General features: G+C 61.5%; 28 protein-coding genes. 17 read left to right on the top strand and 11 right to left on the bottom strand.

Annotated features, from left to right (window positions below; genetic code table 11):
* Positions 1 to 134 precede the first annotated feature (134 nt).
* The 5 genes from PseuLF5_RS00900 to PseuLF5_RS00880 all read left to right on the top strand — a co-directional run bounded on the left by PseuLF5_RS00900 (position 135) and on the right by PseuLF5_RS00880 (position 4,776).
* A complete protein-coding gene (locus tag PseuLF5_RS00900; protein ID WP_194933164.1) occupies positions 135 to 908 on the top strand; it encodes a carboxymuconolactone decarboxylase family protein in 774 nt (257 codons plus the stop codon).
* A 121-nt stretch (positions 909 to 1,029) separates the two neighbouring features.
* A complete protein-coding gene (locus tag PseuLF5_RS00895; protein WP_194933252.1) occupies positions 1,030 to 1,974 on the top strand; it encodes an alpha/beta hydrolase in 945 nt (314 codons plus the stop codon).
* A 49-nt stretch (positions 1,975 to 2,023) separates the two neighbouring features.
* Positions 2,024 to 3,076: an alpha/beta hydrolase gene (locus PseuLF5_RS00890; RefSeq protein WP_194933165.1), complete on the top strand. Its 1,053-nt coding sequence runs from the start codon at positions 2,024 to 2,026 to the stop codon at positions 3,074 to 3,076.
* 81 nt (positions 3,077 to 3,157) lie between these two features.
* A complete protein-coding gene (locus tag PseuLF5_RS00885; protein WP_222832659.1) occupies positions 3,158 to 4,051 on the top strand; it encodes a LysR family transcriptional regulator in 894 nt (297 codons plus the stop codon).
* A 56-nt stretch (positions 4,052 to 4,107) separates the two neighbouring features.
* Positions 4,108 to 4,776 carry a class I SAM-dependent methyltransferase gene (locus PseuLF5_RS00880; RefSeq protein WP_340132700.1) on the top strand — a complete coding sequence of 223 codons (669 nt, stop codon included), beginning with the start codon at positions 4,108 to 4,110 and terminating at the stop codon, positions 4,774 to 4,776.
* A 165-nt stretch (positions 4,777 to 4,941) separates the two neighbouring features.
* Here the strand turns inward: PseuLF5_RS00880 and PseuLF5_RS00875 are convergent, their stop codons facing one another.
* Entirely contained in the window at positions 4,942 to 5,193 is a 252-nt protein-coding gene (locus tag PseuLF5_RS00875) for a transmembrane sensor/regulator PpyR (RefSeq protein WP_340132699.1), read from the bottom strand.
* Positions 5,194 to 5,506: 313 nt separating this feature from the next.
* Between PseuLF5_RS00875 and PseuLF5_RS00870 the strand changes: the two genes are divergently transcribed.
* The 5 genes from PseuLF5_RS00870 to PseuLF5_RS00850 all read left to right on the top strand — a co-directional run bounded on the left by PseuLF5_RS00870 (position 5,507) and on the right by PseuLF5_RS00850 (position 8,661).
* On the top strand, positions 5,507 to 6,010 hold the full coding sequence (locus PseuLF5_RS00870; protein ID WP_340132698.1) for a VOC family protein: 504 nt from the start codon (positions 5,507 to 5,509) through the stop codon (positions 6,008 to 6,010).
* A 34-nt stretch (positions 6,011 to 6,044) separates the two neighbouring features.
* Positions 6,045 to 6,878: an AraC family transcriptional regulator gene (locus tag PseuLF5_RS00865; RefSeq protein WP_340132697.1), complete on the top strand. Its 834-nt coding sequence runs from the start codon at positions 6,045 to 6,047 to the stop codon at positions 6,876 to 6,878.
* A 105-nt stretch (positions 6,879 to 6,983) separates the two neighbouring features.
* Complete coding sequence (locus PseuLF5_RS00860; protein ID WP_007910618.1) at positions 6,984 to 7,286, top strand: ArsR/SmtB family transcription factor; 303 nt, start codon at positions 6,984 to 6,986, stop codon at positions 7,284 to 7,286.
* A gap of 61 nt (positions 7,287 to 7,347) precedes the next feature.
* Complete coding sequence (locus PseuLF5_RS00855; protein WP_340132696.1) at positions 7,348 to 8,331, top strand: zinc-dependent alcohol dehydrogenase family protein; 984 nt, start codon at positions 7,348 to 7,350, stop codon at positions 8,329 to 8,331.
* Between the two features lie 21 nt (positions 8,332 to 8,352).
* Positions 8,353 to 8,661, top strand: coding sequence for an antibiotic biosynthesis monooxygenase family protein (locus PseuLF5_RS00850; protein ID WP_340132695.1), 309 nt, complete (start codon positions 8,353 to 8,355; stop codon positions 8,659 to 8,661).
* 117 nt (positions 8,662 to 8,778) lie between these two features.
* Here PseuLF5_RS00850 and PseuLF5_RS00845 read toward each other — a convergent pair whose 3' ends face one another.
* The 3 genes from PseuLF5_RS00845 to PseuLF5_RS00835 all read right to left on the bottom strand — a co-directional run bounded on the left by PseuLF5_RS00845 (position 8,779) and on the right by PseuLF5_RS00835 (position 12,411).
* Complete coding sequence (locus PseuLF5_RS00845) at positions 8,779 to 9,366, bottom strand: LysE family translocator (RefSeq protein WP_340132694.1); 588 nt, start codon at positions 9,364 to 9,366, stop codon at positions 8,779 to 8,781.
* 196 nt (positions 9,367 to 9,562) lie between these two features.
* Positions 9,563 to 11,800, bottom strand: a complete 2,238-nt coding sequence (locus PseuLF5_RS00840) for an ATP-binding protein (protein ID WP_222832653.1) — start codon at positions 11,798 to 11,800, stop codon at positions 9,563 to 9,565.
* Positions 11,797 to 12,411, bottom strand: coding sequence for a biliverdin-producing heme oxygenase (locus PseuLF5_RS00835; RefSeq protein WP_123462755.1), 615 nt, complete (start codon positions 12,409 to 12,411; stop codon positions 11,797 to 11,799). Before PseuLF5_RS00835 ends, PseuLF5_RS00840 begins: the two co-directional genes overlap by 4 nt.
* A 274-nt stretch (positions 12,412 to 12,685) precedes the next feature.
* On the opposite strand from PseuLF5_RS00835, the gene PseuLF5_RS00830 reads away from it, so the two are divergent.
* Entirely contained in the window at positions 12,686 to 13,306 is a 621-nt protein-coding gene (locus PseuLF5_RS00830; protein WP_340132693.1) for a LysE family translocator, read from the top strand.
* Here PseuLF5_RS00830 and PseuLF5_RS00825 read toward each other — a convergent pair.
* On the bottom strand, positions 13,303 to 13,716 hold the full coding sequence (locus PseuLF5_RS00825; protein ID WP_123462751.1) for a VOC family protein: 414 nt from the start codon (positions 13,714 to 13,716) through the stop codon (positions 13,303 to 13,305). The two genes, PseuLF5_RS00830 and PseuLF5_RS00825, sit on opposite strands and share 4 nt — an antisense overlap.
* Positions 13,717 to 13,825: 109 nt before the next feature.
* Between PseuLF5_RS00825 and PseuLF5_RS00820 the strand changes: the two genes are divergently transcribed.
* Genes PseuLF5_RS00820 through PseuLF5_RS00810 form a run of 3 tightly spaced genes read left to right on the top strand, consistent with a single transcriptional unit; the run spans position 13,826 to position 16,396 of the window.
* Complete coding sequence (locus PseuLF5_RS00820; RefSeq protein WP_340132692.1) at positions 13,826 to 14,908, top strand: bifunctional transcriptional activator/DNA repair enzyme AdaA; 1,083 nt, start codon at positions 13,826 to 13,828, stop codon at positions 14,906 to 14,908.
* Positions 14,909 to 14,940: 32 nt separating this feature from the next.
* The gene (locus tag PseuLF5_RS00815) at positions 14,941 to 15,738 is read left to right on the top strand and encodes an isocitrate lyase/PEP mutase family protein (protein WP_340132691.1); all 798 of its coding nucleotides are present in this window, start codon (positions 14,941 to 14,943) and stop codon (positions 15,736 to 15,738) included.
* A 1-nt stretch (position 15,739) separates the two neighbouring features.
* Positions 15,740 to 16,396, top strand: coding sequence for a DNA-3-methyladenine glycosylase family protein (locus PseuLF5_RS00810; RefSeq protein ID WP_340132690.1), 657 nt, complete (start codon positions 15,740 to 15,742; stop codon positions 16,394 to 16,396).
* 173 nt (positions 16,397 to 16,569) lie between these two features.
* On the opposite strand, the gene PseuLF5_RS00805 is transcribed toward PseuLF5_RS00810, so the two are convergent.
* The 3 genes from PseuLF5_RS00805 to PseuLF5_RS00795 form a co-directional block, all read right to left on the bottom strand.
* Positions 16,570 to 17,667: an extracellular solute-binding protein gene (locus PseuLF5_RS00805; protein ID WP_123462743.1), complete on the bottom strand. Its 1,098-nt coding sequence runs from the start codon at positions 17,665 to 17,667 to the stop codon at positions 16,570 to 16,572.
* A gap of 2 nt (positions 17,668 to 17,669) precedes the next feature.
* Complete coding sequence (aguA, locus tag PseuLF5_RS00800; RefSeq protein ID WP_267804568.1) at positions 17,670 to 18,779, bottom strand: agmatine deiminase; 1,110 nt, start codon at positions 18,777 to 18,779, stop codon at positions 17,670 to 17,672.
* A 99-nt stretch (positions 18,780 to 18,878) separates the two neighbouring features.
* A complete protein-coding gene (locus PseuLF5_RS00795) occupies positions 18,879 to 19,763 on the bottom strand; it encodes a LysR substrate-binding domain-containing protein (protein ID WP_123462739.1) in 885 nt (294 codons plus the stop codon).
* Between the two features lie 508 nt (positions 19,764 to 20,271).
* Between PseuLF5_RS00795 and PseuLF5_RS00790 the strand changes: the two genes are divergently transcribed.
* Positions 20,272 to 20,787, top strand: a complete 516-nt coding sequence (locus PseuLF5_RS00790; protein WP_222832645.1) for an HvfX family Cu-binding RiPP maturation protein — start codon at positions 20,272 to 20,274, stop codon at positions 20,785 to 20,787.
* 3 nt (positions 20,788 to 20,790) lie between these two features.
* Here the strand turns inward: PseuLF5_RS00790 and PseuLF5_RS00785 are convergent, their stop codons facing one another.
* A complete protein-coding gene (locus PseuLF5_RS00785; RefSeq protein ID WP_340132689.1) occupies positions 20,791 to 22,407 on the bottom strand; it encodes a L,D-transpeptidase family protein in 1,617 nt (538 codons plus the stop codon).
* A 150-nt stretch (positions 22,408 to 22,557) separates the two neighbouring features.
* Between PseuLF5_RS00785 and PseuLF5_RS00780 the strand changes: the two genes are divergently transcribed.
* Positions 22,558 to 23,271: a murein L,D-transpeptidase catalytic domain family protein gene (locus PseuLF5_RS00780; RefSeq protein WP_123462733.1), complete on the top strand. Its 714-nt coding sequence runs from the start codon at positions 22,558 to 22,560 to the stop codon at positions 23,269 to 23,271.
* Between the two features lie 78 nt (positions 23,272 to 23,349).
* On the opposite strand, the gene PseuLF5_RS00775 is transcribed toward PseuLF5_RS00780, so the two are convergent.
* Positions 23,350 to 24,762 carry an MFS transporter gene (locus PseuLF5_RS00775; RefSeq protein WP_340132688.1) on the bottom strand — a complete coding sequence of 471 codons (1,413 nt, stop codon included), beginning with the start codon at positions 24,760 to 24,762 and terminating at the stop codon, positions 23,350 to 23,352.
* Positions 24,763 to 24,865: 103 nt separating this feature from the next.
* Here PseuLF5_RS00775 and PseuLF5_RS00770 point away from each other — a divergent pair, with 103 nt between their 5' ends.
* On the top strand, positions 24,866 to 25,753 hold the full coding sequence (locus PseuLF5_RS00770) for a LysR family transcriptional regulator (RefSeq protein WP_340132687.1): 888 nt from the start codon (positions 24,866 to 24,868) through the stop codon (positions 25,751 to 25,753).
* Here the strand turns inward: PseuLF5_RS00770 and PseuLF5_RS00765 are convergent.
* The gene (locus PseuLF5_RS00765; RefSeq protein ID WP_123462727.1) at positions 25,750 to 26,370 is read right to left on the bottom strand and encodes a cell wall hydrolase; all 621 of its coding nucleotides are present in this window, start codon (positions 26,368 to 26,370) and stop codon (positions 25,750 to 25,752) included. The two genes, PseuLF5_RS00770 and PseuLF5_RS00765, sit on opposite strands and share 4 nt — an antisense overlap.
* Positions 26,371 to 26,506 lie beyond the last annotated feature (136 nt).

Below are 26,506 nucleotides of genomic sequence, written 5' to 3'. Positions count from 1 at the left end.
TCAGTGGGTATTGCAACGCCCACTCATGAGTTCTGCTCAGGAGTCCATGCGCAATATCGGGGTTAATCGGCCCAACCATCCTCCGTACGATCCAGCGACACCGCAGCGCCCCGCAATGGATGGAGCCCTTCACAATGATCACTGACACCCGCAACAGCACTGCTCTCCCCACACTCATGGCGCTCTGCATGAGCGTCGGGGCGATGTTCAGCGTTACCACTCAAGCAGCCGAGGCAGCGCAGACCATGACCAGCACATCAGCCAGCGCAACTACTTTGTCGAGCCGACAACAAACGATTCCACTGATCGCCGCGTTCATGGCGACCAGCGACATGCCCAACCTCAACACGGCGCTCAACCAAGGGCTTGATGCCGGCCTGACCATTAGCGAAACCCGCGAAGTTCTCGTGCAGCTCTACGCCTACGTCGGCTTCCCGCGCAGCCTCAACGCCTTGAATGAATTGATGACCGTGGTGCAGGCGCGCAAACAACGCGGCCTTGACGATGCGCCGGGACGTGAGCCGAGCCGGGCGATTCCGGTCGGGGATGAGCTATTGGCAGCGGGTACGGCGAATCAAACGAAAATCTCCGGCGCCCCGGTCAAAGGCCCGGTGTTCGAGTTCGCTCCGGTGATCAACCGGTTCCTGCAAACCCATCTGTTCGGCGACATTTTCGAGCGCGACAACCTCGACTGGCAAAGCCGCGAACTGGCGACCGTCGGCGCGCTGGCAGCAACGCCGGGGGTCGAGTCGCAATTGCGCTCGCACATGGCGGCAAGCCTGCGCATCGGACTCAGCGCGGCACAGTTAGGCCAAGTCACCGAGCTGCTGAAAAAACATGGCGATGCACAGACTGCCGAGCGGGCCAACGCAGCACTGACCAAAGCCCTCGCGGCTGCGGGGAAATGACATGAAATCGGCAAAGCATCTCCTGAGCATTGCACTGTTAAGCCTGTTGGCGGCGTGCGCGAACCAACCCGATAGCCCGTTGCTGATTCAGAAGCAAGGCAGCTTCGCCGCTGGCGGCACGGTGACCACCGCGCCGGGCACATTCGATCCACGCAAACCCATGATGCCCGACGGCCAGACCTATCACGGTGACCACGCCTACGCGTTCTACCAGATCCCGGTCGATGCGCGAAAACTGCCCATCGTTATGTGGCACGGCGCAGGTCAGTTTTCCAAGACCTGGGAAACCACCGCCGATGGCCGCGAAGGTTTTCAGAACATTTTTCTGCGTCGCCACTACGGCGTTTATCTGATCGATCAACCACGGCGTGGCGACGCCGGACGCAGCATGGTCGAGACCACAATCAAACCGGTGCCGGACGAACAACTGTGGTTCAACCAGTTCCGCATCGGCCTTTGGCCCCGCTACTTCAACGGCGTGCAAGTGGCACAGGACGCGCAGACCCGCGAGCAGTTTTTCAGGGCAATGACGCCGAACACCGGGCCGTTTGACATGGGCGTGGTCTCCGATGGTGTGTCGGCGCTGTTCGACAAAATCGGCCCCGGCATCCTGTTTACGCATTCTCAGGGTGGCGGGCCGGGCTGGTTGACGGCGATCAAGAACGACAAGGTCAAAGCCATCGTGGCGTTCGAACCGGGCAGTAGCTTCGTGTTTGCCAACGGTGAAGTGCCGGCGCCGATCCCCAGCGCGTTCGACACGGTGCAAGGCGCAGCGGTGCCGATGGAACAATTCATGGCGCTGACGCGCATTCCGATTCTGATCCTTTACGGCGACAACATCCCGGAGCAGGCGGTTGACCTGCCCGCGCAGGACAGTTGGCGCGCACGCCTGAAAATGGCCCGCCTGTGGCGTGACGCGGTCAATCGCCACGGCGGCGATGTGCGCCTGATCCATCTGCCGGAGATTGGCATCCACGGCAACACTCACTTCCCCATGTCGGATCTTAACAATGTGCAGATCGCTGACCTGGTGGCGCAATTCCTCAAAGAAAAACAGCTGGACTGACCCGCCCTTCGTTTGAACTGCCGCCCTTTTTATTGCTCAGGAGCTTCACGTGAAAAACACCCTCAAAGCCACGCTCATGTCGGCACTGGTCGGCCTCTCGGGCGGCGAAGCCTTGGCCGCCGATTACAAAAAGAACCCGTTTACCCTCGCCTACGACGGCGCGATCAGCAAGAACGAAGCGGGCAAGGTCAACATCCACCCGGTCAGCTACAAGCTCAACGGTCTGGACATCGCCGCCAACGTTTACACCCCGGCCAATTACGACGCGAAAAAGACCTACCCGACCGTGGTCGTCGCGCACCCCAATGGCGGCGTAAAAGAACAAGTCGCCGGTCTGTATGCACAGCGCCTGGCCGAACAGGGTTACATCACCATTACCGCCGATGCGGCCTATCAGGGCGCCAGTGGTGGTCAGCCGCGCAGCATCGATAAACCGGCGTATCGCATCGAAGACATCCACGGCATGGCCGATTTCATCAGCCAGTTTGCCGGCGTGGATGACAAGCGTCTGGGCCTGCTCGGCATTTGTGGCGGCGGTGGTTATTCATTAGCGGCGGCGCAAACCGACAAACGCTTCAAATCCCTGGCGACGGTGAGCATGTTCAATTCAGGCCGGGTACGTCGCAATGGCTACAACGACTCGCAAATGGACAGCATTCAGCAACGCCTGCAACAAGCATCAGCAGCCCGCGCGCAAGAAGCGGCCGGCGGAGCGGTGTTGTACTCGGGTGATGCCAACCTCACCGATGAACAGATCGCCAAACTGCCCTTCGAGCTGTATCGCCAAGGCTACGAGTACTACTGGAAGACTCACGCGCACCCGAACTCGACCTTCAAATACACCACCAGCAGCCTTATTGACCTGATGCGTTTCGACGCCACCGACCATATCGAGTTGATCAACCAACCGTTGCTGATGATCGCCGGCAGCAAGGCCGACAGCCTGTACATGACTCAGGATGCGTTCCCCAAAGCCACCGGCACCACCGACAAGGAAGTGTTCATACTCGATGGCGCCACCCACATTGAAACCTACTGGGTGCCGCGTTATGTCGATGCAGCGATCGGCAAACTGACGGATTTTTACGCACGCACCTTGTGATCAGCGCGCCAAGGGTCGCGCATCCGTGCGCGACCTGCTTTCATGGAATAATCACGCGCTCCTCATGAGAGGCTCTCATCAATGTCCCGCCCCAATCTCAATGACCTGCAAGCCTTCGTGGTCATCACTCGCGAAGGCAGTTTTACCCGCGCTGCCGCACAGTTGGGCGTCTCGCAGTCGGCGCTGAGCCACACCCTGCGTGCACTGGAAACCCGACTGGGCGTGCGCTTGCTGACGCGGACTACGCGCAGTGTTTCCCCGACCGAGGCCGGTCAACGCCTGTATCAATCGATGGCGCCGCGCTTTGACGAGATCGAACTGGAACTGGCGGCGGTCAGCGAGTTTCGCGACACCCCGGCCGGCAATGTGCGCATCCAGGCCTCAGAGCATGCGGCGAACAACATTCTCTGGCCAAAGCTGCTGAAGGTGCTGCCGGACTACCCGGACATCAAAGTCGAAATCACCGTCGATTACGCCCTCTCCGACATCGTCGCGCAGCGCTATGACGCTGGTGTGCGGCTGGGCGATCAGGTGGCCAAGGACATGATCGCCGTGCCCATAGGCCCGTCGCTGCGCATCGCTGTCGTGGGTTCGCCCGAGTATTTCAAAGGCCGGTCAATGCCCGTGGAGCCTGGCAATCTGGCCGCGCACAACTGCATCAATCTGCGCCTGCCGACGCATGGCAGCCTGATGCAATGGGATTTCGAGAAGGACGGTCACGAACTCAAGGCGCGCGTTGAAGGGCAATGGACGTTCAACAGCAGTGTGCCGATTCTGCGCGCGGCCGTGGCGGGATGCGGTTTGGGGTTTCTGCCCGAAGACATGGTCGCCGGGAGTTTGGCCGACGGCAGTCTGGTGCGGGTGCTGGAGGACTGGTGCCAGCCCTTTGCCGGCTATCATCTTTATTACCCGAATCGCCGCGAGCATTCGTCGGCGTTCGGGGTTGTGGTGGATGCGCTGATCTACAAGCCCTAGCGGCGCACCTGCGATCAGCGTCCATACTGTGGGTTTTCAATAATTGGGACACCGCCATGCCCTCCCCCGAATCCAGCCTTTTGCAGAGCTGGCACGACAACGCTGCGGCCTGGATCGAAGTGATCCGCAGCGGCGCCATCGAAAGCCGCCAGCAGGTTACCGATCAAGCGATTCTGCTGGCGATCATGGGCCGTCAGCCGCGGCGTGTGCTCGACCTCGGCTGTGGTGAAGGCTGGCTGTTGCGGGCGCTGGCGGATCGCGGGATTGATGCGGTGGGTGTGGATGGCGATGCGCGGCTTATTGAAGCGGCGCGTTTGGCGGGGGCGGCGCAGGTGCATGTCGCCAGTTATGACGCGTTGGTCGAGGCGAAGGTCGACGTGGGCCGTGACTATGATCTGATCTGCGCGAATTTCTCTTTGCTGCATCAGGACATTATTCCGCTGCTTGCGGCGATGAATACGCTGCTTGTTCCCGGCGGGGTTTTGGTCATTCAGACACTGCATCCGTGGGCTGTGGCGGCTGGGGATTATCAGGATGGCTGGCGCGAAGAATCCTTCGCCGGGTTCAAGGGCCAGTGGCAGCCGATGCCGTGGTATTTCCGCACGTTGTCGAGCTGGTTGAATGCACTTGATATGGCCGGGTTCCAACTCGTCAGCCTGCAAGAGCCACAACACCCGCAAAGTCAGCTGCCGCAGTCGTTGCTGATGGTTGCCGAGCGCCGCTGAAATTTCAGAAACACCACCCATCATTGTGGGAGCTGGCTTGCCAGCGATGAGGCCGTAACTTTCAACATCAATGCTGCCAGACACACCGCCATCGCTGGCAAGCCAGCTCCCACAGTGATTTCAGTTGTTCCCGGAATTTGTGGGCACCACAGAAACCTGTGGGATCTATGCAGTTTGCCGGATCATCTGCGGACCACGGACGCGGTACTGCGCCAGCAGGCGCATGACGTAGCCGATCTTGATCAGGGTCGGGCCGAGGATGGTCAGAGCGTGCATCGCCACCATCAGTGCAATCGGCATGTGGCCTTTGTAGAGATACGCGCCGTAGATGCCGGCCAGCAGCATGAGCAGACCAGCGACGAGGATTTTGCTCGACAGGTGCAGAACGTTCAGCGGGCTTTCGAAGAACGTGAGCATGGTGGCGTACTCCTGAGCGGTTCGTTTAGGTAAGTTGAGTACATCAAGTCTCGTGCCAGATTTTTAACCCAATAGAATCAGTTAGTTGCACGATAACGAGTCAATTTGACACAAGCCTGACATAGTCAATTCGACCCGAAACTTTGTCATTACGACTACAGAAAGACACGATAAGAAAGTCCGGTCTGCAGCTCGATGTCTCCGTCGTCGGCATTTCCAATGCTCGGCAATTGTCGATCTACGGCACCGCCAATCGACCAAGGACTGACTACGCTGTTAATCCTGCGTGTCTAACCTGCCGAGGATGACTGCCATGCAACGCTTTCAAAAACTCACGCCCTGCCTGTGGTTCGACGATCAGGCCGAAGCCGCCGCGAAGTTTTACTGCTCGATCTTCGATCACTCGAAAATCACCGGCCTGACCCACTACAGCAAGGTCGGCCAGGAATTTCACGGCAAGCCGGAAGGTGCGGTGATGACCGTCAGTTTCGAACTCGATGGCCAGACCTTCACCGGACTCAACGGTGGGCCGATGTTCAAGTTCACCGAGGCGATCTCGTTTCAGGTCAATTGCCAGAATCAGGAAGAAGTCGACCATTTCTGGGGCAACCTATCCGAGGGCGGCCCCGTCGAAGCCCAGCAATGCGGCTGGCTCAAGGACAAGTTCGGCGTGTCGTGGCAGATCGTGCCGGTGGCCTTTATGCACATGATGCTGGACCCGGACACCGCCAAGTCGCAACGGGCGATGCAGGCCATGTTCACGATGAAAAAACTCGACATTGCCGAACTGGAACGGGCCTTTGCCGGCCAGAGCTAATACACTCGGGGGCTGGCCTGCCGGGAACACCACGATGAAACACACTGCCGCCAAACACCCTGAAAAAGCCCCGCGTTTCTGGCGCGACGCGGCCCTGCCCTTCATTGAAGCGCGGGCCATCGCCGATGGCCGCGAGGTCTGTTATGCGCGGCATTCCCATGCACATTTTTCCATCGGTGCAATCACCGCCGGGCGCAGCACCTATGTGCATGAACAGGCACAGTTCGAAGTCGCGGCGGGCACCGTGGTGCTGATGAATCCCGGCGATGTGCATGCGTGCAATCCGATTGATGATCAGCCTTGGTCGTATGTGATGCTGTATGTCGAGACCCCATGGCTGACGGATCTGCAGCATCAGTTGGGGTTCAGTGCCGAACTCGAGTTTCGGCGGTTTTCCGACACGCATCTGCAGGACGCAGAATTGTTTAGCGACCTGATCGCGCTTTACGATGTACTAGTCGACGAGCAACAGGATGTCTTGCGCAAGCAAAGCGCGGCGGTGGAGTTTTTCAGCGACCTGCAACTGCGTTTGAATCCCGCCGGGCCCTCTCTGCGCGAACCCAATTTCAAACTGGAACGCGCTGCCGATTTCATCCGCGAGCACTGCACCGAAATGCTCAACCTCGACGACATCTGCGCCGCAGCACAGCTGTCACCGTCTTACCTGATCCGCGCTTTCAAACAGCATTACGGCATGACGCCCCACGCGTTTCTGGTCAACCAGCGCATCCAGTTTGCCCGCGAGCGCCTGCGCAGCGGCCAGTTGATCGCGGATGTCGCGCTGGAAGCCGGGTTTGCCGATCAGGCGCATTTTCAGCGAGCCTTCAAGCAACATTTGGCGGCAACGCCCGGCCAATATCGCGGCTGATGGTTTGCCCCGATTGATCGTTCCCACGCTCTGCGTGGGAACGATCAACCGCTGGCCAACATATTCAGATATTGACATATCGGTAAATTCCGATATCTTCGCGGCATGGACCTACTCGAAATCTTCAAAGCCCTCTCGAACCGCACACGCCTGGAAATCCTCAAAGGCTTGAAGGATCCCGAGAAACACTTTCCTCCCCAGGATGAGGGTGACGTGCACACGGTGGGCGTTTGCGTCAGCAGTATTCAGGAAGGCGTCGGGCTGTCGCAGTCGACGGTGTCCGATTATCTGGCGACGCTGCAACGCGCCGGCCTGGTCGAAGTCAGGCGCATCGGGCAGTGGACCTATTACAAACGTAACGAAGCAGCGATCAGTGCGCTGGCCGAGATCATCGGCAGCGAGCTGTAATTTTTTGCCCCATGATATCGAGAATTCCCGATATCCCTTTTTACCGAAACGAGGAAATGCAATGAAAGCGATGATCCTTACTTCATTTGGCGGCGCGCAATCGTTCGAACTTCGCGACGTGCCCAAGCCAGTGCCACAAGCGGGCGAAGTCCTGGTGCGGGTGCACGCCACCTCCATCAATCCGCTGGATTATCAGGTGCGCCGTGGCGACTATGCCGATCTGGTGCCCCTGCCAGCCATCACCGGTCACGACGTCTCCGGCGTTGTCGAAGCCGTCGGCCCTGGGGTGACGGCGTTCGTGCCGGGTGACGAAGTCTGGTACACCCCGCAAATCTTCGATGGCCCGGGCAGTTATGCCGAGTACCACGTGGCGGCGGCAAATATTGTCGGCAAGAAGCCGGCCACGCTCAGCCACCTTGAAGCGGCGAGCCTGAGTCTGGTTGGCGGCACGGCGTGGGAAGCGCTGGTCGTGCGGGCGGCGCTCAGAGTCGGCGAGAGCATTCTGGTCCACGGCGGCGCGGGCGGCGTTGGTCATGTCGCGATTCAGCTGGCCAAAGCCATCGGCGCGAAGGTCTTCACCACTGTGCGTGAAGGCAATTTCGAGTTCGCCAGGCAGATGGGCGCCGATGTGCTGATCGATTACGAAAAGGAAGATTACGTCGCCGCGATCCTGCGCGAAACCGAGGGGCGCGGCGTCGATGTGGTGTTCGACACTATCGGCGGCGACACCCTGTCGCGTAGTCCTGAGGCGCTCGCACAGCTTGGCCGCGTGGTGTCGATCGTTGACCTTGCCCGGCCACAAAACCTGATTCAGGCCTGGGGCAAGAACGCCAGTTATCACTTCGTGTTCACCCGACAGAACCGCGGCAAGCTTGATGAGTTGAGTGCCTTGATCGCCAACGGTCAGTTGCGACCACACGTTGGCGCGGTGTATTCGCTGGCCGACATCGGGCTCGCCCATACCTTGCTGGAAACGCCCAACAACGGCGTCCAAGGGAAGATCGCGATTGCTGTCGCGCCATCATCCGAACTCGCCAATCGCTGAACCCAGTGCAAGGAGAACACCATGATTTATGAGATCGCTCTGCTACCCGTTCACAAACAACAAACTGAAGCGTTTCGGCGTGCGTTTACCGAGGTCGAGCCGTTGCTCAAACGGGCAAAGGGTTACAGCGGACATCTGCTCGCACCAGGCATTGAAACGCCCGAAGTCTTCAACCTGATCGTGCACTGGCAATCCCTCGAGGACCACTCGCCCGGGTTTGAAGCGAGTGAGGACCATCGGTTATTCATGCTGGGTCTGGAGGAATATCTTTCGGACGAGCCGAAGGTCTGGCACATGGAAGGAGGCGCCTTTCAGCAACCGTTCAACTAACCTCAGGCAGCGACGCCCGATCAATGTGGGAGCGAGCTTGCTCGCGAATGCGGTGGAACAGTCAGCACATCCATTGACTGAAACACCGCTTTCGCGAGCAAGCTCGCTCCCACAGGGTCAAGTGAACAACAAGCAGATTGCACTCATTGCCAACAGCCCCGCCATTACCCGATTGAACCCGCGCATCCCCGCCGCGTTGCTCAGATACCCACGCAAAAACGTCCCGGCATACGCCCAGCAGCCCACCGATAGATAACAGATCACCAAATACACCGCCGCAAACTGCCACACCAGCCGTGCCTCGCCATCGGCAACAAACGCGCCCATGCCCGCGACACACGCCAGCCAGGCTTTCGGGTTGAGCCATTGCATCACCGCGCCATAGAGCAGCGATGGCGCTCGCCCGGAATCCTTGGCGTTCAACTGTCCATCATCCACGGCCAGTTTCCACGCCATGAACAGCAGAAACGCCACGCCGGCCAGTTGCACCACGCGGGTCAGGAATGGCCAGAGTTTCAGCACCTCGTGCAAACCCAGGCCCATCAATACCAGCAACAGCACAAACCCCAGCGTCGCTCCGGCAACATGCCGCTGACTGGCACGAAAACCGAACTGCGCCCCGGAACTCAACGCCACAATATTCACCGGCCCCGGCGTGATGGACGCCGCCAAGGCAAACGCCGCCATCGAAACAATCAGACTCATCGCACACCTGCTTCAAATCGAGGAACAAGGTGCACACCCTAGCCAGCGCCCGTTCCCCGGTATTGAAGAAAATGCCCCTGGCCACACATATCCCTTGTGGGAGCGAGCTTGCTCGCGAAAGCGGAGGGTCATTCAACACTGCATTGCCAGGACGACCCCATTCGCGAGCAAGCTCGCTCCCACATAAAAGCTGTGTTCAGTCCAGGCGCGGCACGGTAAAGCGGAACTCGCTGCCCTGCCCCGGTTCGCTTTCGGCGACGATTTGTCCGCCGTGGGCTTCGACGATGCCCTGGGTGATGTACAAGCCCAAGCCGGTACCGGTCGGGTTGCCTTCCTTCATCGTCCAGTAGCGATCGAACACGTGCGGCAGATGTTCCTTGGGAATGCCCTCGCCGCTGTCTCGCACGGTAAAGACGATCTGATTGCCAACGGAGGTGGCGTGTACGCCCACCGTGCCCAGGCGCGGGGTGAACTTGATCGCGTTGCCGACCAGATTGGACAGCACCTGAAACAGGCGCTCCGGGTCGGCGTGGATGCGCAGGTCCGGGTCCGCCGCAAAGGAAATGCTGATGTCCTTGTCCAGCGCCAACGGCGCAAGCAACGCCTGCGCTTCCTCGAACATCTGCCCGACGTCGAGTTTCTGCGGGGTGATGGAGTAGCGCCCGGCGTCGATTTTTGAGGTATCGAGCAAGTCTTCCAGCAACGTGTTCATGCGTCCAGCAGCCTGCTGCATGGTGTCGATGGCCGTGGAGATCCGCCGTGAAGTGTGCGGACCGTCGGAGCTGAACGCCTTCTGCATCATGCCGCAGAGCATCGAGATCACCGTCATCGGATTGCGCAGGTCGTGGGACACCACCGCAACCAGGTCGTCGCGAGCGCGCACCGCTTCTTGCTCTCGGCGCACTTGCCGGGCCAGATCGTTCTCCAGCGCCGAGCGGCGCAGATCGTTCGCGGCGAACACATCACCGTGGCTCCACTTGGTGGAGATCCCGGCCATCTCGACTTTCCAGATCTCGAACGAAGTGCGCGGGCGCAGACGCAACCCGGCGTCGGAGTTTTCCAGATCCAGCGGCTTGCGCGGGTCTCCGCTCCAGTTGATGTTTTCCTTGACCTCGGGGCGGAACCACAGCACGCCGTTGTCCACCGGTTTCGGCAGGCTCATGGCGAGCACGCCACTGGCCACCTGCTGATACTGCGCCGCCGGCGGATAAACACTGGCCAGGTGATGACTGGCAAACACTGGCTCACCGGACGCCTGCAACCATTTGTGCAAGGCGCGGATGTCGTCCGGTTCCGGGCAGTTGCCATAGCGGTGCAACTGTTTGTCTTCGATGATCGCAATACCGCCGGCGTTGGTCAGCGCCATCAATGCCTGCGGCTGATTGGCCAGACCGTCGAAGACGTTCTGCGGCGAATCGATCATCGCCTGATTGAGCAGCGCCAACGCCTCGAGTTTTTCGTCACGCTGGCGGCTGATCTCCAGCGCTTCCATGGCGCTGATCTGCAGCGACAGCACCTGGCCAATGGTCTGGCACGCCGCACGCAATTCGTGAGGCACGTGCAGCGGCTCGCGATTGCCGCAACTGATCAGGCCCCAGAGCCGGTCGCCCTTGAGCAGGGAAATGCTCATCGAGGACAGCACGCCCATGTTCTTCATGTACTGGCAGTGAATCGGCGACACGCTGCGCAGGGTGGCGAAACTCAGGTCCAGCGGCGTACCGGTGTCCGGGCGCAGCTTCGGCACCAGCGGCACCGGTTGGTAATCGGCGTTGGGGATGATCCGCAGCCAGTTGGTGCGGTACAACTCACGCGCCTGCTCGGGAATGTCCGAAGCCGGGAAGAACAGGCCGTTGAACACCTCCATCGACGGATCGGAGGCTTCGGCGATGACCTGGCCGTGCCCTTCCTCTTCGAAACGGTAGATCAGCACCCGGTCGTAACCGGTCATCGCCTGGATTTCCGTGACGCTGATTTCATACAGCGCCTGCAACGTGGTGGCCGCTTGCAGGCGCTGAAGCATGCGCCCCAGATGGGTCTGTTTGCCGGCGACGTTACGGGGCTGGAAGTTTTCGACGTGGATTTCCAGTTCCAGAATCAGCACCCCTTGGTGACGGTGCAGCAAACCTTCGAACGCGGTGCCATTGACGCTGAAGCGCAGCGGCGGTCCGTCGGACAGTGCCGGGTGCAGCAGGGCCTCGCGCACTTGCGTCGCTTCGGCGCCGCCGATCAGGCTTTCGAGTGGCTGGCCGATCAGGCTCTGCGGCGCACGGGCCAGCATGGATTCAACGTTGGCGCTGGCCTGAATGATCTCCAGCGCCGGCTCGCTGAGGGTCAGCAGCACGCCGTGGGGCTGGATCGCGCCGGGGAATCGAATCGGCTCGTCGGCGCAGTTGGCCAGCAATTCTTCAAACGTTTCTTTGTCTTGCGGGGTCATGCCAGTACCTCCCGGCGCTCGAGCCAGCGCTCGAAACAGCTGAATGTGGTTTGTGCCGCCGTGACGACAGCTGCGCGCTCCTCGGCGCACATCGGGCGATTGCCCAGGTATTCGATGAAATCCCGCCAGCGGCGACCGGTGGCGGCGCCGTAGATATCGAGAAAGGCCGCACCGTTGGAGGCATCCAGGCCAAGTCGCGTAGCGATTTCCCGGCGCAGGATCTGCCCGCCGAGCGTCGCACCTTCGAGCACATAGAGCACGCCGAGGCCGGCGGCGCTGGAGTCGATCACCGGCAATTGAGCGCACATCGGCAGTTGTTCGAGCGCTTCGGCAGTGCACCCCAGCGCTTGCAGATCGGCGCGCAGCGTCGGGGTTTTGCGTCGTGGGCCGAGATCGAAATCGGCGGGGACGCAACCGTTGATCTGCAACAGGCTTTCCAGTGGCTCATAAAAGCCGTAATACGCCGCCATCAGGCGCTTGAACGCAGGTATATCGAGGCTATCGGAAAAAAACGGCAGACGCTTTTCCAGTGCGATGTGCAGCTCGGCAGTGCCGGCCCGCAGATCTTGCAGCACCGGTGGCACATAAACTTCACGGGCCTTTGCTTGCATGTAAATCGCTCTTGGTGGGGCCACCTGGGGCCGTGCGGGGTGTGTGCTGCTGGGGGCGAAAGCTTACACGGCAATCGCCCTTTCTGACCGGACAGGCAGTTTTTTCTGCGAAAACCATCACGCTCCGACCTTTCAGAGTTCAGACGATTCACAAAAGTTCGACAAGATTCACTGAGCGTCGGGCGCTGTACCGTGACTCTCGCGCCTGACTGTATGGGGTAGCGCGCTTGCAGCCTGTGATAAAAAACCGCAATCGCTTCTGGAGCCCGCGCCCATGGACCTCGCCACGCTGTCACTGTTTCTGCCCGCCTGTTTCGCCCTGAACATGGCACCCGGCCCGAACAATCTGCTGTCGGTCAGCAATGCCACCCATTACGGCTTTCGCCGTGCCTGCACGGCCGGGATCGGGCGGATTCTGGCGTTCGCCGGCATGATTGCGCTGGCCGGCGCCGGGTTGTCGGTGGTGTTGCAGACGTCGCAATGGCTGTTCCAGGCGATCAAGATCACTGGCGCGGCGTATCTGCTGTACCTGGCCTGGCAATTGTGGCGGGCCAACCCCGACGCCGGGCAACAGGTGACCGGTGCAGCAGCGGGCTTCTTCGCGTTGGCGCGGCAGGAGTTTCTGGTGGCAGCGGGCAATCCCAAGGCCATTCTGCTGTTCACGGCCTTTCTGCCGCAGTTCGTCGACCCGGCCCGCCCGGTGCCGACGCAATTTGCGCTGCTCGGCGTGCTGTTTCTGTTACTGGAATGGATTGCCATCAGCGCCTACGCGTACATGGGCCTGCACATGCGCCGCTGGTTCGCCGAGCCGCGCGGCAAACGTATCTTCAATCGTTGCTGCGCGGGGTTGTTGTCGGCCGCGGCCTCGGCGCTGTTGATGGCGAAACGGGCTTAAGCCACGGACGGGCCTTTGAGTTCGACCTGATTGCCATCCGGGTCGAAGCAGTACAGCGACAGGCCTTTGCCTTCAGCACCAAAGCGTGATTCGGCTTTCGCCACGGTCAGGCCAAAGGATTGCAAGTGCGCGATCAGCACCGCTTCATCGAACGGCTCGATGCGCAGGCAGAAATGATCAACGTTGCGCCGCTCGGCACCGGCCGCCCCGCCGCCCTTGCGGCCAATCTCGCCGGCCAGGTCGACGAGGTCGATCATCGAGGTGCCGGCGCGCAGGTGCACCAGGCCCAGCGGCTCGTTGCGCTTGACCACGTCGGCGCCAAAGACCTGGCCATAAAACGCGATGCTGCGCGGCAGATCCGCAACGCGCAGGACGATGTGATCAATATGTTGAATCGAAAACGGCTGCATGGGTTGGGCTCCTCACATTCAGCGACCCGGTCATTGTGGTGCAGAATCGAAAAAATTCACTGTCGATTTTTCGGTGGAGCCATCGACAAACTGGTTTTACTCTCGAGCCATGAACATACCGACCGTTGTCCTGCCCCCCCACGCCGAGATGGTTCGCGCCATGCTCGAACGCGATACCGCCTACGAAGGCGTATTCTTCACGGCCGTGAAAACCACCGGGATCTTCTGCCGCCCCAGTTGCACCGCGCGCAAGCCGAAACCGGAGAATGTCGAATTCTTCGCCCATGCCGATGAGTGCCTGTCGGCCGGCTACCGCGCCTGCCTGCGCTGCAAACCGCTGGACGCGGCAGCCATCGCGCCGGACTGGGTGCAGCGCTTGCTCAAGGCTGTGGACGCCGATCCGGAGCGGCGCTGGAGCGATGCGCAACTGCTCGCGCACAGCATCGAGCCGCTGAAACTGCGACGTTGGTTCAAACAGCATTTCGGCATGACCTTTCACGCCTGGTTGCGCACACGCCGGTTGGGCGTGGCACTGGGCGGAATCCGCCAGGGCACGTCGATTGATCACGCGGCGTTCGATTCCGGTTATGAATCACTCAGTGGTTTTCGCGATGCCTTCCAGAAGTCATTCCACATCACCCCCGGCCGCGCCGCCCAGAGTGAACCGCTGCTGTTCACCCGGTTGACCACGCCGCTGGGGCCAATGATCGCCATGGCCGAGCGCCGTGGGCTGGTGTTGCTGGAGTTTCTCGACCGCCCGGCGCTGACCCGCGAAGTGGAAGACCTGCAGAACCGTTATGGCTACGCGGTTGCACCGGGGCACAATGCGCATTTGCAGCAGATCGAAGAGCAACTGGCGGCATATTTCGCCGGCAAGCTGAGCGTCTTCAGCGTGCCACTGCACGCGCCCGGCAGCGACTTTGCCCGGCAAGTGTGGGCGGCACTGCAACAAATCCCTTACGGCCAGACCAGCACTTACGGCGCCATCGCCGCAGGTTTGGGCAAACCCGGTGCCAGCCGGGCAGTCGGTCTGGCCAACGGGCACAATCGGCTGTCGATTGTCGTGCCGTGTCATCGGGTGATCGGCGCGGACGGCTCGCTGACCGGCTATGGTGGAGGGCAGCCGCGCAAGGCGTTCCTGCTCAGGCTGGAAAACGCTGCCGTACAGCTCACGCAACAACTGGCACTGTGACGAACCGAATCAACTGACAAGAAGGATTTTTGATGAACGCGCTCGCGACGCCGTTTCACCAGTTGCACCAGCAAGGGCTGCTGATATTGACCAACGTCGCTGACGCCACCGGCGCACGACTGGTCGAACACCTCGGCGGCAAAGCCATTGCCACCAGCAGTGCGGCGGTGGCCTGGGCCCACGGTTACCCGGACGGCAACACCTTGCCCCTCGACCGCCTGGTGTCGACCGTGGAATCCATCGTCCGAGTGATCAGCGTGCCGTTGACCGTCGATGTCGAAGCCGGTTATTCCGATGACCTCGGCCGTGTCGCCGAAGTGCTCGATGCGGTGATCGCGGCGGGTGCCGTGGGTATCAATATCGAAGACGGTTCGGCAGCGCCCGAGCTGCTGGCACGCAAGATCGAACGGGCGCGCCAGGTTGCCGACAAACGCAATGTGCAGCTGTTCATCAATGCCCGCACCGATGTTTATCTGAAAGGCCTTGTACCGGCCGAAGACCGCGTTGCCGAAACCCTGCGGCGCGCCGCAATGTATCAAGCGGCAGGCGCCGATGGCTTGTTTGCCGCGGGGGTGACGGCAGCTTATGAAATCGAGGCGATCTGCAAGGGCACGCCATTGCCGGTCAACGTGCTCGGCTTCGCTGGCCTGCCGTCGCCCTCGGAGTTGCAGGCACTCGGCGTGCGCCGCTTGAGCGCCGGTTCCGGCATCGCCGAGTTCCTCTACGGCGCAATGGGCGGGCTGGTGAAAAGCTTCCTCGCCACAGGCCAGCTCGACACCCACGGTCTCAAGGCGTTGAGCTATGGCGAAGTCAACGGCCTGCTGAAATAGCATGCCCGACACCTACCAGGCGGCCAGCGCGTTGCTGGCCGCGCTCGACCCGGACTGGCACCGACATATCGCGGCCATCGGCCCGTGCCTGCACCAACCGCACCCGACACGCGATCCCTATGAATCGCTGGTGCGGGCGATTGCCTATCAGCAACTGCATGCCAGGGCCGGGGACGCGATTGTCGGGCGGCTGGTGGGGTTGTTTCCCGGGCAGACGTTTGCGCGACCTGAGCAGATCCTGGCGACCGATTTCGAACGCCTGCGCAGTTGCGGGTTTTCCGCCGGCAAGATCGCGACGATTCAAGGGATCGCCCAGGCAACACTGGACGGCGTGGTACCGGATTACAGCACGGCGCTGGTGATGGAGGACGAAGCGCTGATCGAGCGCTTGGTCAGTTTGCGCGGAGTCGGCCGCTGGACCGTGGAGATGTTGTTGATCTACGGCCTGGGGCGCATGGACGTGCTGCCGGCAGATGACTTTGGTGTGCGCGAGGGTTATCGGCGACTGAAGGGACTGGAAGTGCAGCCGACGCGCAGGCAGATGATCGAGACCGGCCTGGCATGGAGCCCCTATCGGACGGTGGCGGCTTGGTATTTGTGGCGGGTGCCGAAACTGCTGCCCTCACCCTGGCCCTCTCCCGGAGGGAGAGGGAACTGATTGGGGGATATTGGAGATTTACGCCGACCTGAAATAGCGCCTCTGAATACATGATCGCCAGGACTTGATGGGGCAATCCATAATCGACCCGGTTTTTCAGGTCGATGGATAACGCAAGCCATCTCGGTCGGCCCCCTCTCCTCCCGGGAGAAGGCTGGGTGAGGGTCAACTGTTCACAGCCCGGACTTCAACCGACTGAAAGCCCGGATCAACGCCCGATTGAAGGCTTTGCCGTTGTCGTTTTTGCTGTACAGCGTGGCCCTGACGTCGGCCGGGGGATACGTCCCCGGATCATTGCGAATCGACGCATTGACCAGGCCGTCCGCCGCCGTGATCGCATTGGCGTAGTGAATGGTGTCGGTGATCGGCGCGATCACCTCCGGCGTCATCAGGTAATCCATCAACGCCAACCCGGCCTGGGGATGCGGCGCGTCCTTGGGAATGACCATCGCGTCAAACCAGATCAACGTGCCTTCTTTCGGGATGTGGTAACTCAGTTTGAACGGTTTGTTCGCCGCCTCCGCCTGCCCTGCCGCAATCGCCACGTTGCCGTTCCACGACATCGCCACGCAGGTGTTGCCATTGGCCAGGTCGCTGATGTTCAGGTCGTTGTCGAAGTAGCGGATGTACGGACGGATCTTCGCCAGTTGCTGCTCGGCGAGTTTCAAGTCGTCGAGGTTCTGCCGGTTGATGTCCAGGCCCATGTACTTCATCACGGCGGCGAACACTTCGTTAGGATCATTGAGCAGACTGACTCCGCAATCGGCAAATTTTGCCACCACGGCCGGATCGAACAGCATCGCCCAACTGTCGGTCGGCGCATTCGGCAGGCGCTGCTTGATCGCCTCGTCCTGGTAACCGACGCCGGTGGTGCCCCAGGCGTAGATCCCCGCATAGCGATTGCCCGGATCGAACACCGCCATGTGCTGGCGAAACTCATCACCGACCCCGGCAAAGTGCGGCACCCGCGCCTTGTCCAACGGCTGGATTGCGCCGCTCTCGATGGCCCGCGACAAGTGCTGGCCGGCAGTCAGCACCAGGTCGTAACCACTGCGCCCGGTGAGCAGTTTGGTCTCGACGGTTTCCAGCGAATCAAAGTGATCGGCGACCACATGAATGCCGGTTTTCGCTTCAAAATTCTTCAGTGTGTCCGGTGCCAGGTACTCGCCCCAGATGTACAGGTTAACCACCGGTTTGGCGGAATCGGCGGCCTGCACACACAGGGGTGCAAGCACCAGCATTAACGCTTGAGTCAGTTTGTGCAGGCCCATCATCACACCCCCTTGCCGGCGTATTGCGGCATGGTGATGCAGGCGACGTTGCCACCACCGAGCAGGATTTCCCGGGAATTTTCGATGCCGACAATCTTGTGCTGCGGGAACAGTTCGGCGAGTGTCGCCAGTGCCACCTGATCGTTGCGGTCACCGAACAGCGGCACCACGATCGAGCGGTTGCCGGCGTAGTAGTTGATGTATGACGCACAAATTTGGGTGCCGGCCTGTCGAGTGTGGGTACTGTCCTGCTGATCGAGGCCGTCGGCTTCTTCAGCGGTCCACTCCAGTACGTCCGGTTGCGGCAGTTTGTGCACAATCAACTCGCGGCCCCGGCTGTCACGGGTGCTGCGCAGGATGTCGTAGGCCTCCTGATAGATTTCCCACTGCGGGTCATCGCGGTTGTCGGTCCATTGCAACACCACTTCGCCGGGACGCACGAAGCAGGCGAGGTCGTCGACATGGCCGTCGGTTTCGTCGAACTTGCAGCCCCGTGGCAGCCAGATCACTTGTTCGGCACCGAGGTAATCGGTGAGGCGTCGGGTAACTTCGTCCTTGCCCAGGTGCTGGTTGCGATTGCGGTTGAGCAGGCATTGCTCGGTGGTGAGGATGCTGCCCTGGCCGTCGCTCTGGATACCGCCCAGTTCGGCAATCAACGGCGCGCGGTAACGGTCGAATCGCTCGATTTCGAGGATCTTGCTGGCGATCTGGTCGTCCTTGTCCCAGGGGTAATACAAGCCACCGTCGAGGCCGCCGTAGGCGTTGAACTCGAAGTCGACGCCGCGCACTTCGCCGCTCTGATCGTTGACGACAAAGCATGGACCACTGTCGCGGAACCAGGTGTCATTGCAGGTCATCTCGACCACGCGTACCTGCGGCGGCAACTGCCGGCGGGCGGTGGCGAATTGCGCGGCAGAGGCGCACACGGTGACCGGCTCACTCTGCGAGATGGCGCTGACGATCTGCACCCAGACTTTCTGCGCCGGCTTGGCGCCGTTGCGCCAGACGTCGGTGCGCTCCGGCCAGCCGAGCCAGCAGCCGGACTTCGCTTCGAATTCGCCGGGCAGACGGAAGCCGTCCTGTTTGGGGGTGGAGTCGAGCAAACGTGCCATGGTCAAACCTCGTCTTCGGGTTGGGAATGACCACAGGCTAAGGGCGCAGGCGCTGCGCTCGCCAACGATGATTATTACGGAACAGTTGAATTCAACTCATCAATCGGCCAGTTGATCGTTGAACCATTCGAGCATCTGCGCCACCGCCGGACGCTCCAGACGCACCCGTTCGCAGACCAGCGCGTATTGACCGAGGGCGGTCATGCTCGACGCGAAGGGTCGCACCAGTCGCCCGCTCTGCAAATCCTCCTGGGCGGTGAGGTTGTCGCCCATCGCCACGCCCTGCCCTTGCGCCGCCGCTTCCAGGGCCAGCCCGGCATGGGCGAAATACAACTGGCGTTGCGGCCGCTGATCGCCGGCGTGGCTAGTCAGCCAGGCGGTCCAGGTCTTGCCGTCCTGATCATCGTGCAGCAGGCAGTGACGGGCCAGATCCTTTGGCGTTTTCAGGCTGCCCTGGTTGAACAGTCCGGGGCTGCACACCGGGAAAAATTGCAGGTCAGGCAGCGGCCGGACGAAATACGCACTGCTGTCCACCGGACCGGTGCCGTAGGTGATCGCCAGATCAATGTCTTCCCCGGGCGCCGCAGCGTCGATCGGTTGTTCATAGAGGTGCAAGGTGATGTGCGGGTAACGCGCATAGAAATCGGTGAGACGGCTCATCAACCATTTCTGCGCGAGCTCCGCGGTGACAGCCAGACGCAACACCGCGAGCGAGGATGGGTCGCGCAATTCATCACAAGCGTCGCCGATCAGTTCAAAGGCCTGCTGCAGGCTTTGCATCAGGCGTCCGGCAGCGATGGTCGGGCGAATCTGCCGGCCTTCGCGGATGAACAGCGCGACGCCGAGTTGCTCTTCGAGCTGGCGGATTTGATGGCTGACGGCGCTGTCGGTGACACACAATTCCGCCGCCGCCCGGCCGAAATGCGCGTGACGGGCGGCGCATTCGAAAGTGCGCAGGGCGGCCAGTGAGGGAAGTCTTCGCATGGGGCTGGTCCGTTTTTTGTAGGTCATGCTGACGGGGCCGGAGGTGCGCGTCCAGCCCTCGTTCCCTCACCCCAGCCCTCTCCCAGAGGGAGAGGGAGCCGATCGCGAGATATTGAGGATGTACGCCGACCTGAATGTGCGTGGGTGAATCCATGATCGACTGGTTTTTTCAGGTCGATGGAGGACGCAAGACAACCCGATCAGCTCCCTCTCCCTCCGCCATACACACGGGAGCTATTGAAGATGTACGCTGACCTGAATCTGTTTCGGTGAATCCATCATCGACGGGATTTTTCAGGTCGATGGAGGACGCAAGACAACCCGGTCAGCTCCCTCTCCCTCCGGGAGAGGGCTGGGGTGAGGGGCTTTTGACTGTATCGCACTGTATACCCCGAAGCCGCAGAAACACCCAACGCACAATCCCCCGCCCCGCCGACACATCCCCGATACACCTCAAGGCTGAAATACCCCGGTTGATTCAACTGGCCCGACTCACCGGAGATGCATCATGACCACAACCCTTTCAACCGCCATCAAAGGGCTGCACCTGAACCTCGACCGCGCCGGCACCTGGCTCGCCCCCCTGACGCTGCGGCTGTTTATCGCCTGGGAGTTTTTCGAGTCGGGGCTGGAGAAATTCAACGGGCAGAACTGGTTCGAAGACATCCAGGCGCGCTTCCCGTTTCCCTTCGATCACCTGCCGGCGTCGCTGAACTGGGAGCTGTCGATGTGGGCCGAGCTGATCGGCGCGCTGGCGATTCTGTGCGGTTTCGGCACACGGATTTCGGCCCTTGCGTTGATCGTGGTGACCGTGGTCGCCACCGCCGCCGTGCACTGGCCCGCCGACTGGTCGACGCTGAGCGAACTGGCGCAGGGTTACGCGATCACCAACAAGGGCTTCGGCAACTTCAAGCTGCCGGCGATTTACCTGGCTGCACTGCTGCCACTGCTGTTCGCCGGTGCCGGCAAGCTGAGCGTCGATGCGTGGCTGGCACGGGTGTTCTGGCAACGCCACACCCGCTGAGGCTCAATGCGCCCGGTCCAGCCCCGCCAGCAACGCGCTGTCACGGCTGTAGATGTCCGGCGCGTAGCGCACCCGACCGGCATTATCGACCTGCGCGGTCCAGTAGGTCATCAGGATCGGCACCGGCGCCGACAAGCGAAATTCGTGAGTGGTGCCGGTGGCGAGCAAGGTGTCGGTGCGGGCCTTTTCCGCCGGGGTCAGGAGCAGGTCGCGCAGCTGCATCGGGTGCTCGACCCGCACGCAGCCGGAGCTGAAGGCACGCGGCCCTTTCTCGAACAGCGCCTTGCTCGGCGTGTCGTGCAGGTACACGGAGAACGGGTTGGGGAAGCGGATGACCATCTGCCCCAACGGATTACGCGGCCCGGCATCCTGACGCAGGAGGATGTTGCCGGGGTTGTCCCAGTCGATGTCCGCCGCTGCCAGCGGTTGCCCATTGGCATCGAGCACTTGCAGGTTCTGCCGGCTGAGGAAGGTCTGGTCCTTGCGGATTTCCGGCAGCTTGTCTTCTTTCCAGATAGTCGGCGGCACGGTCCAGGTCGGGTTGAGGGTCAGACGCGTGACGCGAGACTTCAACAACGGTGTCTGGCGCTCGGCGCGGCCAACCTGAGTGCGGGTCTGCCACACGGCTTGACCGCCCTGATACAGAGTCAGTTCGGCGGCGGCAACGTTGACCAGCAGGCCATTGGGTTCCATGTCCTGGGCCAGCCAGCGGAAGCGTTCGAGGTTGACCCGCAACTGTTCACGGCGGTTCAGCGGACTGATGTTGAGCTCGGCGATCGTCCCCGGCCCGACCACCCCGTCGGCCTGCAAGGAATGGCTGGCCTGAAAACTTTTCACGGCATCGACCAGCACGCCGTCATAGGCATTGCCCGGCGCGCCTAAGGCGTGGGTCAGATAGCCTTCGCTGAACAGCCGCTGCGCCAGTTCCGGCACGCGTTTATCTTCCATCGACGGGCGCAGCAGCGGCCCGTTGCCCACGGACTGCCATTGCGGCAACGCTTTGAGCCGTTGCACGGCGTAGAGCTGGCGCAGGCTTTGATATTGCGCCAGACGCGGACGGGCCAGATCGAACGCGCCGGCGATATCGTGCATGCCGGGTACGGCGATGGCCAGCAATTCCGCCTGACGGTCGCGCGGGGTGTCGTCGGCACGCCACAGCGGTTCGAAATGCGATTGCAGCAGGCGACCGTAATGCAAATCCTGCAGGGCCTGGAGGTAGTTGCGGCTGATGTCGATGTCGGCGCACAACTCGCCATCCTGCGGCGCTGCGCTCGGAAGCGGGTAACGCTTGGGATTCAGCCCATCGTCGGCCAACAGTTGCAATTGCGCGTGCAAGGCCGGCAATCGTGCGGAGTCACTGGCCCACACCGGCATCCAGTCCTGCTGTTCGTAGAAGGCCTGCAATTGCGTGAGCGCCGGGCCATTGAGCTGCGCGGCAATCGCCGCGCACGACTGCGGCAAACTGATCAGCACCGCCTGCAGCGGACTTTGCGGCTCGACCGGCCTTTCAGCAGGCGGCGTCGGCAATGTCTCCAGCGGCGGCAACGGCTCATCGGCACAAGCGACAAACGGCGCTGCGAGCAAACAAATGCTCAAGTAGCATGCGTACTTTTTGAACAACTGCTTTACTCCAATCCATGGCCGTCTCAATGACGGTCAACCTTACATCAGGTGCGCTGAACAGTCAGGCCCGAATCCGGGGTCTGTCGGGTATGACTGGGAGTCAGGAGCCAAAGTGCCAAATATGTAGCCAGTGAGGACACTTTATAAATGTTGACGTTTTTGCGCCGACTTCTGTTGACCACCGCGACCCTTGTCGCCGTGACCAGTCCAGTTTTTGCCGCCGGCAAACCATCGCCGGTGCTCTTTACCAGCCTCGCGCACGCCGCGCCAGAACTCAATCCCCAAGCGCTGAAAGGTGCCTTGAACGCCATGCAATGCGCGGTCAACAACGGTGCGAAACCGTCCCGCCATCTGGCCATCATCGACTATTCGCAACCGTCCACCGAGCGCCGCTTGTGGATTTTCGACCTGAACCGGAAAAAACTGGTACTGCGCGATCTGGTCGCCCACGGCTCCAATTCCGGGGAAAACTTCGCCACGCAGTTTTCCAACCGTGAAGGCAGTTATCAATCCAGCCTCGGCCTGTTCCGCACCCAGGAAAGCTACGAAGGCACCCACGGTTACTCGCTGCGCATGGACGGCCTCGAACCGGGCTTCAACGACCTGGCCCGCGATCGTGCCATCGTGATCCACGCCGCCAGTTACGTGAATCCGTTGTGGAGCAAGCGCCAGGGGCGCATCGGCCGCAGCCAGGGCTGCCCGGCGGTACGGCCGCAGATCGCCCGACAAGTGATCGATAAACTCAAGAACGGTCAGTTCATGTTCTCGTGGTACCCCGACCAGCGCTGGCTGCGCTCGTCGCCGTACCTCAATTGTCAGCCGCAACAGGTGGCGAGCATTCTCAGTACCCACGCCAGCTGACAAAGCACCACAGCGGTTGCAGTTTTTGCCGCCACACGGTGCTTCTGTGGGAACGGGTTTGCTCGCGAAAGCGGTGGCTCAGTCGCTGGAGATGTCGGCTGTACCGGCCTCTTCGCGAGCAAGCCCGCTGCCACATTTGAGCTTGGCGCGACTGAGGATCAGGGCCATGAGCATCAGCGCTGTAGCGACGGCGAAAGTGATGTGCAAGCCGCGGCCGATGACCTCGGCAGGTGCCTGGGTCGGGCCACCCGTGGCCAGGGCAAACACCGCCCCCATCACCGCCGCCCCGGTGATCAATCCAAGATTGCGCGCCAGCCCGAGCAGGGCCGACACCACACCGCGCTGATCCTGACTGACACCCGCCATCAATCCGGTATTGTTGGCCGCCTGGAACAGCGCATAGCTCCCGGCGACCAGCGTCATCGGCAGCAAATACCCCGGCAGACCCAGATGCGTCGGCAACAGCGCCAGCAGTGCGCAACCGCCGGCCAGCCCCAGCAACGCGCCCGGCACCATGCGCCGCGCGCCGAAGCGATCCACCAGCCGCCCGGCCGCCACGCCACCAAACGCCGCCAGCAACGGCCCGACCGACAACGCCAATCCGACCATGGCACTGCTCAGGCCCAACCCGCGACTCAGGTAAAACGGCCCGACCACCAGTGTGGTCATCATTACTGTCGTCACCAGCAAGGTCAGCGCCAGGCTGCTGCTCAGTCGCGGGTCAGCGAACAGAGACAGGCGTATCAGCGGCGCCCTGGCTTGCTTCTCGACCACGATGAACAACCCCGCGCCGCACAGGCTGACCACTAGCAATCCGAGGGTGAAACCTTCGAGCGTCATCGCCAGCGCATAGGCCGCCAGCGTCAACACCAGTACTCCCGAGCCGACATAATCAAACGTCACGGGCGTGCGGACGGTGCGATCGGCCGGCAAATAGCGATACACCAGCCACGCATTGAGCAACCCCAACGGCACGTTGAGCAGAAAGATCGACGGCCAGCCGACATGCTCCATCAACAACCCACCCAGTGACGGCCCGAGGCTGGTGCCGGTGGCGGACATCGTCGCCAGCAAGCCCATTGCACTGCCCGCCCGCGCCTTGGGCACCGCATCGGCGACCAGTGCAACCGTCAACGCGAACATGATTGCCGCGCCGACGCCTTGCACTGCTCGTGCGCCGATCAACCAGATCCATCCAGGGGCGAGTGCGCAGGCCAACGACGCGACGGTGAACAGGCCGATCCCGACCAACAGCAAGCGCCGGCGCCCAACGCCATCGCCCAGACGCCCGACGCTGACAATCAAGGTGGTCACCGCCAGCAGGTAGGCCAGCACGATCCATTGCACCTGTTGAAACGTCGCATCGAACGCCGCCGCCAATGTCGGCAATCCGGCGTTGGCAATGCTGGTGTCCAGTGACGGCATCAACATCGACAGTGCCAGGCTGGTCAGCGCCCAGCGGGCTGTGGGGTTCAGGGGTTCTCGGGGCATGGCGTGCTCGCAGCGCAAGGGTGATACGCCGTAGCCTGAGCCTCGACAATACACGGCGCAAGACGCATGATTTGCACTCAATACCTGCATGGAACGCCATGTCATGACCGCTCCGGATCTGAACCTGTTGATCACCCTCGACGTCTTGCTGCGCGAAGGCAGCGTCGCCCGCGCCGCGAGATGCCTGCGGTTGAGCCCGTCAGCCATGAGTCGCGCCCTCGCCCGTCTGCGCGAAACCACCGGCGACCCGTTGCTGGTGCGCGCCGGTCGTGGCCTGGTGCCGACGCCGCGGGCGCTCGAATTGCGCGAGCGGGTCGGTCATCTGGTGCAGGCCGCCGAGGCGGTTTTGCGCCCCGCCGAGACACTCGACCCTGGCCGGTTGCAACGCACGTTCACCTTGCGCAACACCGACGGTTTTGTGGAAACCTTTGCCGCTGCCCTGCTCGCCCGCATCGGCGAAGAGGCGCCCGGGGTGCGCCTGCGCTTTGTGCAAAAAGCCGACAAGGACAGCACGCCGCTGCGCGAAGGCCGGGTGGACCTGGAGACGGGTGTGGTCGACGACACCACGGATCCGACGTTGCACAGCCGCATCCTGTTTCAGGATCACTGGATCGGGGTGGTGCGTGAGGGGCATCCGTTGAGCGCGGGCAAGATCAGCAGCAAACGCTTTGCCGGTGGCGAACACATTCTGATCTCGCGACGCGGGCGCAGCAGCGGTCCGGTGGACGAAGCATTACTCGCCTTTGGCCTGACGCGGGACATCGTCACCTCGTTCGGTGGATTCTCCGCAGCGCTGACGCTGGTGCGTGAATCAGACCTGATCGCCACAGTGCCGGAACGTCACACGAGCAAACTGCGCAACGGCCTGCACAGTTTCGCCCTGCCCTTCGAGATGCCGCCGATCAGCGTGTCCATGCTCTGGCACCCGCGCATGGACGCTGACCCGGCGCACCGCTGGCTGCGCCATTGCGTGCGCGAACTCTGTGCCTAACGCGCATCCCCGCCGGCGGGTTTATAGAACAGGAATTTGCCGGTCTCGGCCGTCTTGCGGTACTCCTTGGCCCAACTCGGATGGACGTTGCGATCATGGAAATACAACGCGCCGTGGGTGCGATCCTTGAGCTGACGATTCAGGGCCTTGCCGGCGATTTCCTTGGCCAAGGCGTATTCGCTATCTTCCTTGACTTGATCCGGCTTGCCATCGCACCACCAGGAAAACTGGCAGCTCTTGGTTTCCGAGCCTTGTTTGACCACGGCACACACCGTGTCAGGGAACCCTTCGTGGCCGAGGCGGTTCATCACCACACTCGCCACCGCTTCCATTTCCGGGGTGTCCTTGCCCTTGGCTTCCCAATAGATACTGCGCGCCAGGCAGGTGAGTGGATCGTCCAGCGGCGCCGCGCCGGCCGGGTCAACCGCTTGGGCTTCGGTCGGGGTGATGGCCTCGGATCTGGGTGCCGGGGCCGCACTGACCTGGTCGGCGGCTTTCTCTTCGAGCACCTGGGCTTTTTCTTCAGCCTTCGCCTTGATCGGGGCCTGATCGGTGGCCCCCGCCAAGCCAGTCAACAGCATTAACGCGAAACAGCCAGCCAACGCTTTCAATCCCATGTCAGTTCTTCCGGCAGCGCCCGGTCCGGGCAAGGTGTTACGTCGGGGAGACACCCGGATTCCGGGGTCTTCGGAGAGTGTAGACGGCAAATACTTCGACAAAGTTGCGTAGAAAAAAGCGCCAAATGAAGAAAAA

The sequence above is a fragment of the Pseudomonas sp. LF-5 genome (assembly GCF_037626295.1).
Lineage (GTDB): Bacteria > Pseudomonadota > Gammaproteobacteria > Pseudomonadales > Pseudomonadaceae > Aquipseudomonas > Aquipseudomonas monsensis.
This window is presented reverse-complemented; position numbering and strand designations above follow the sequence as displayed.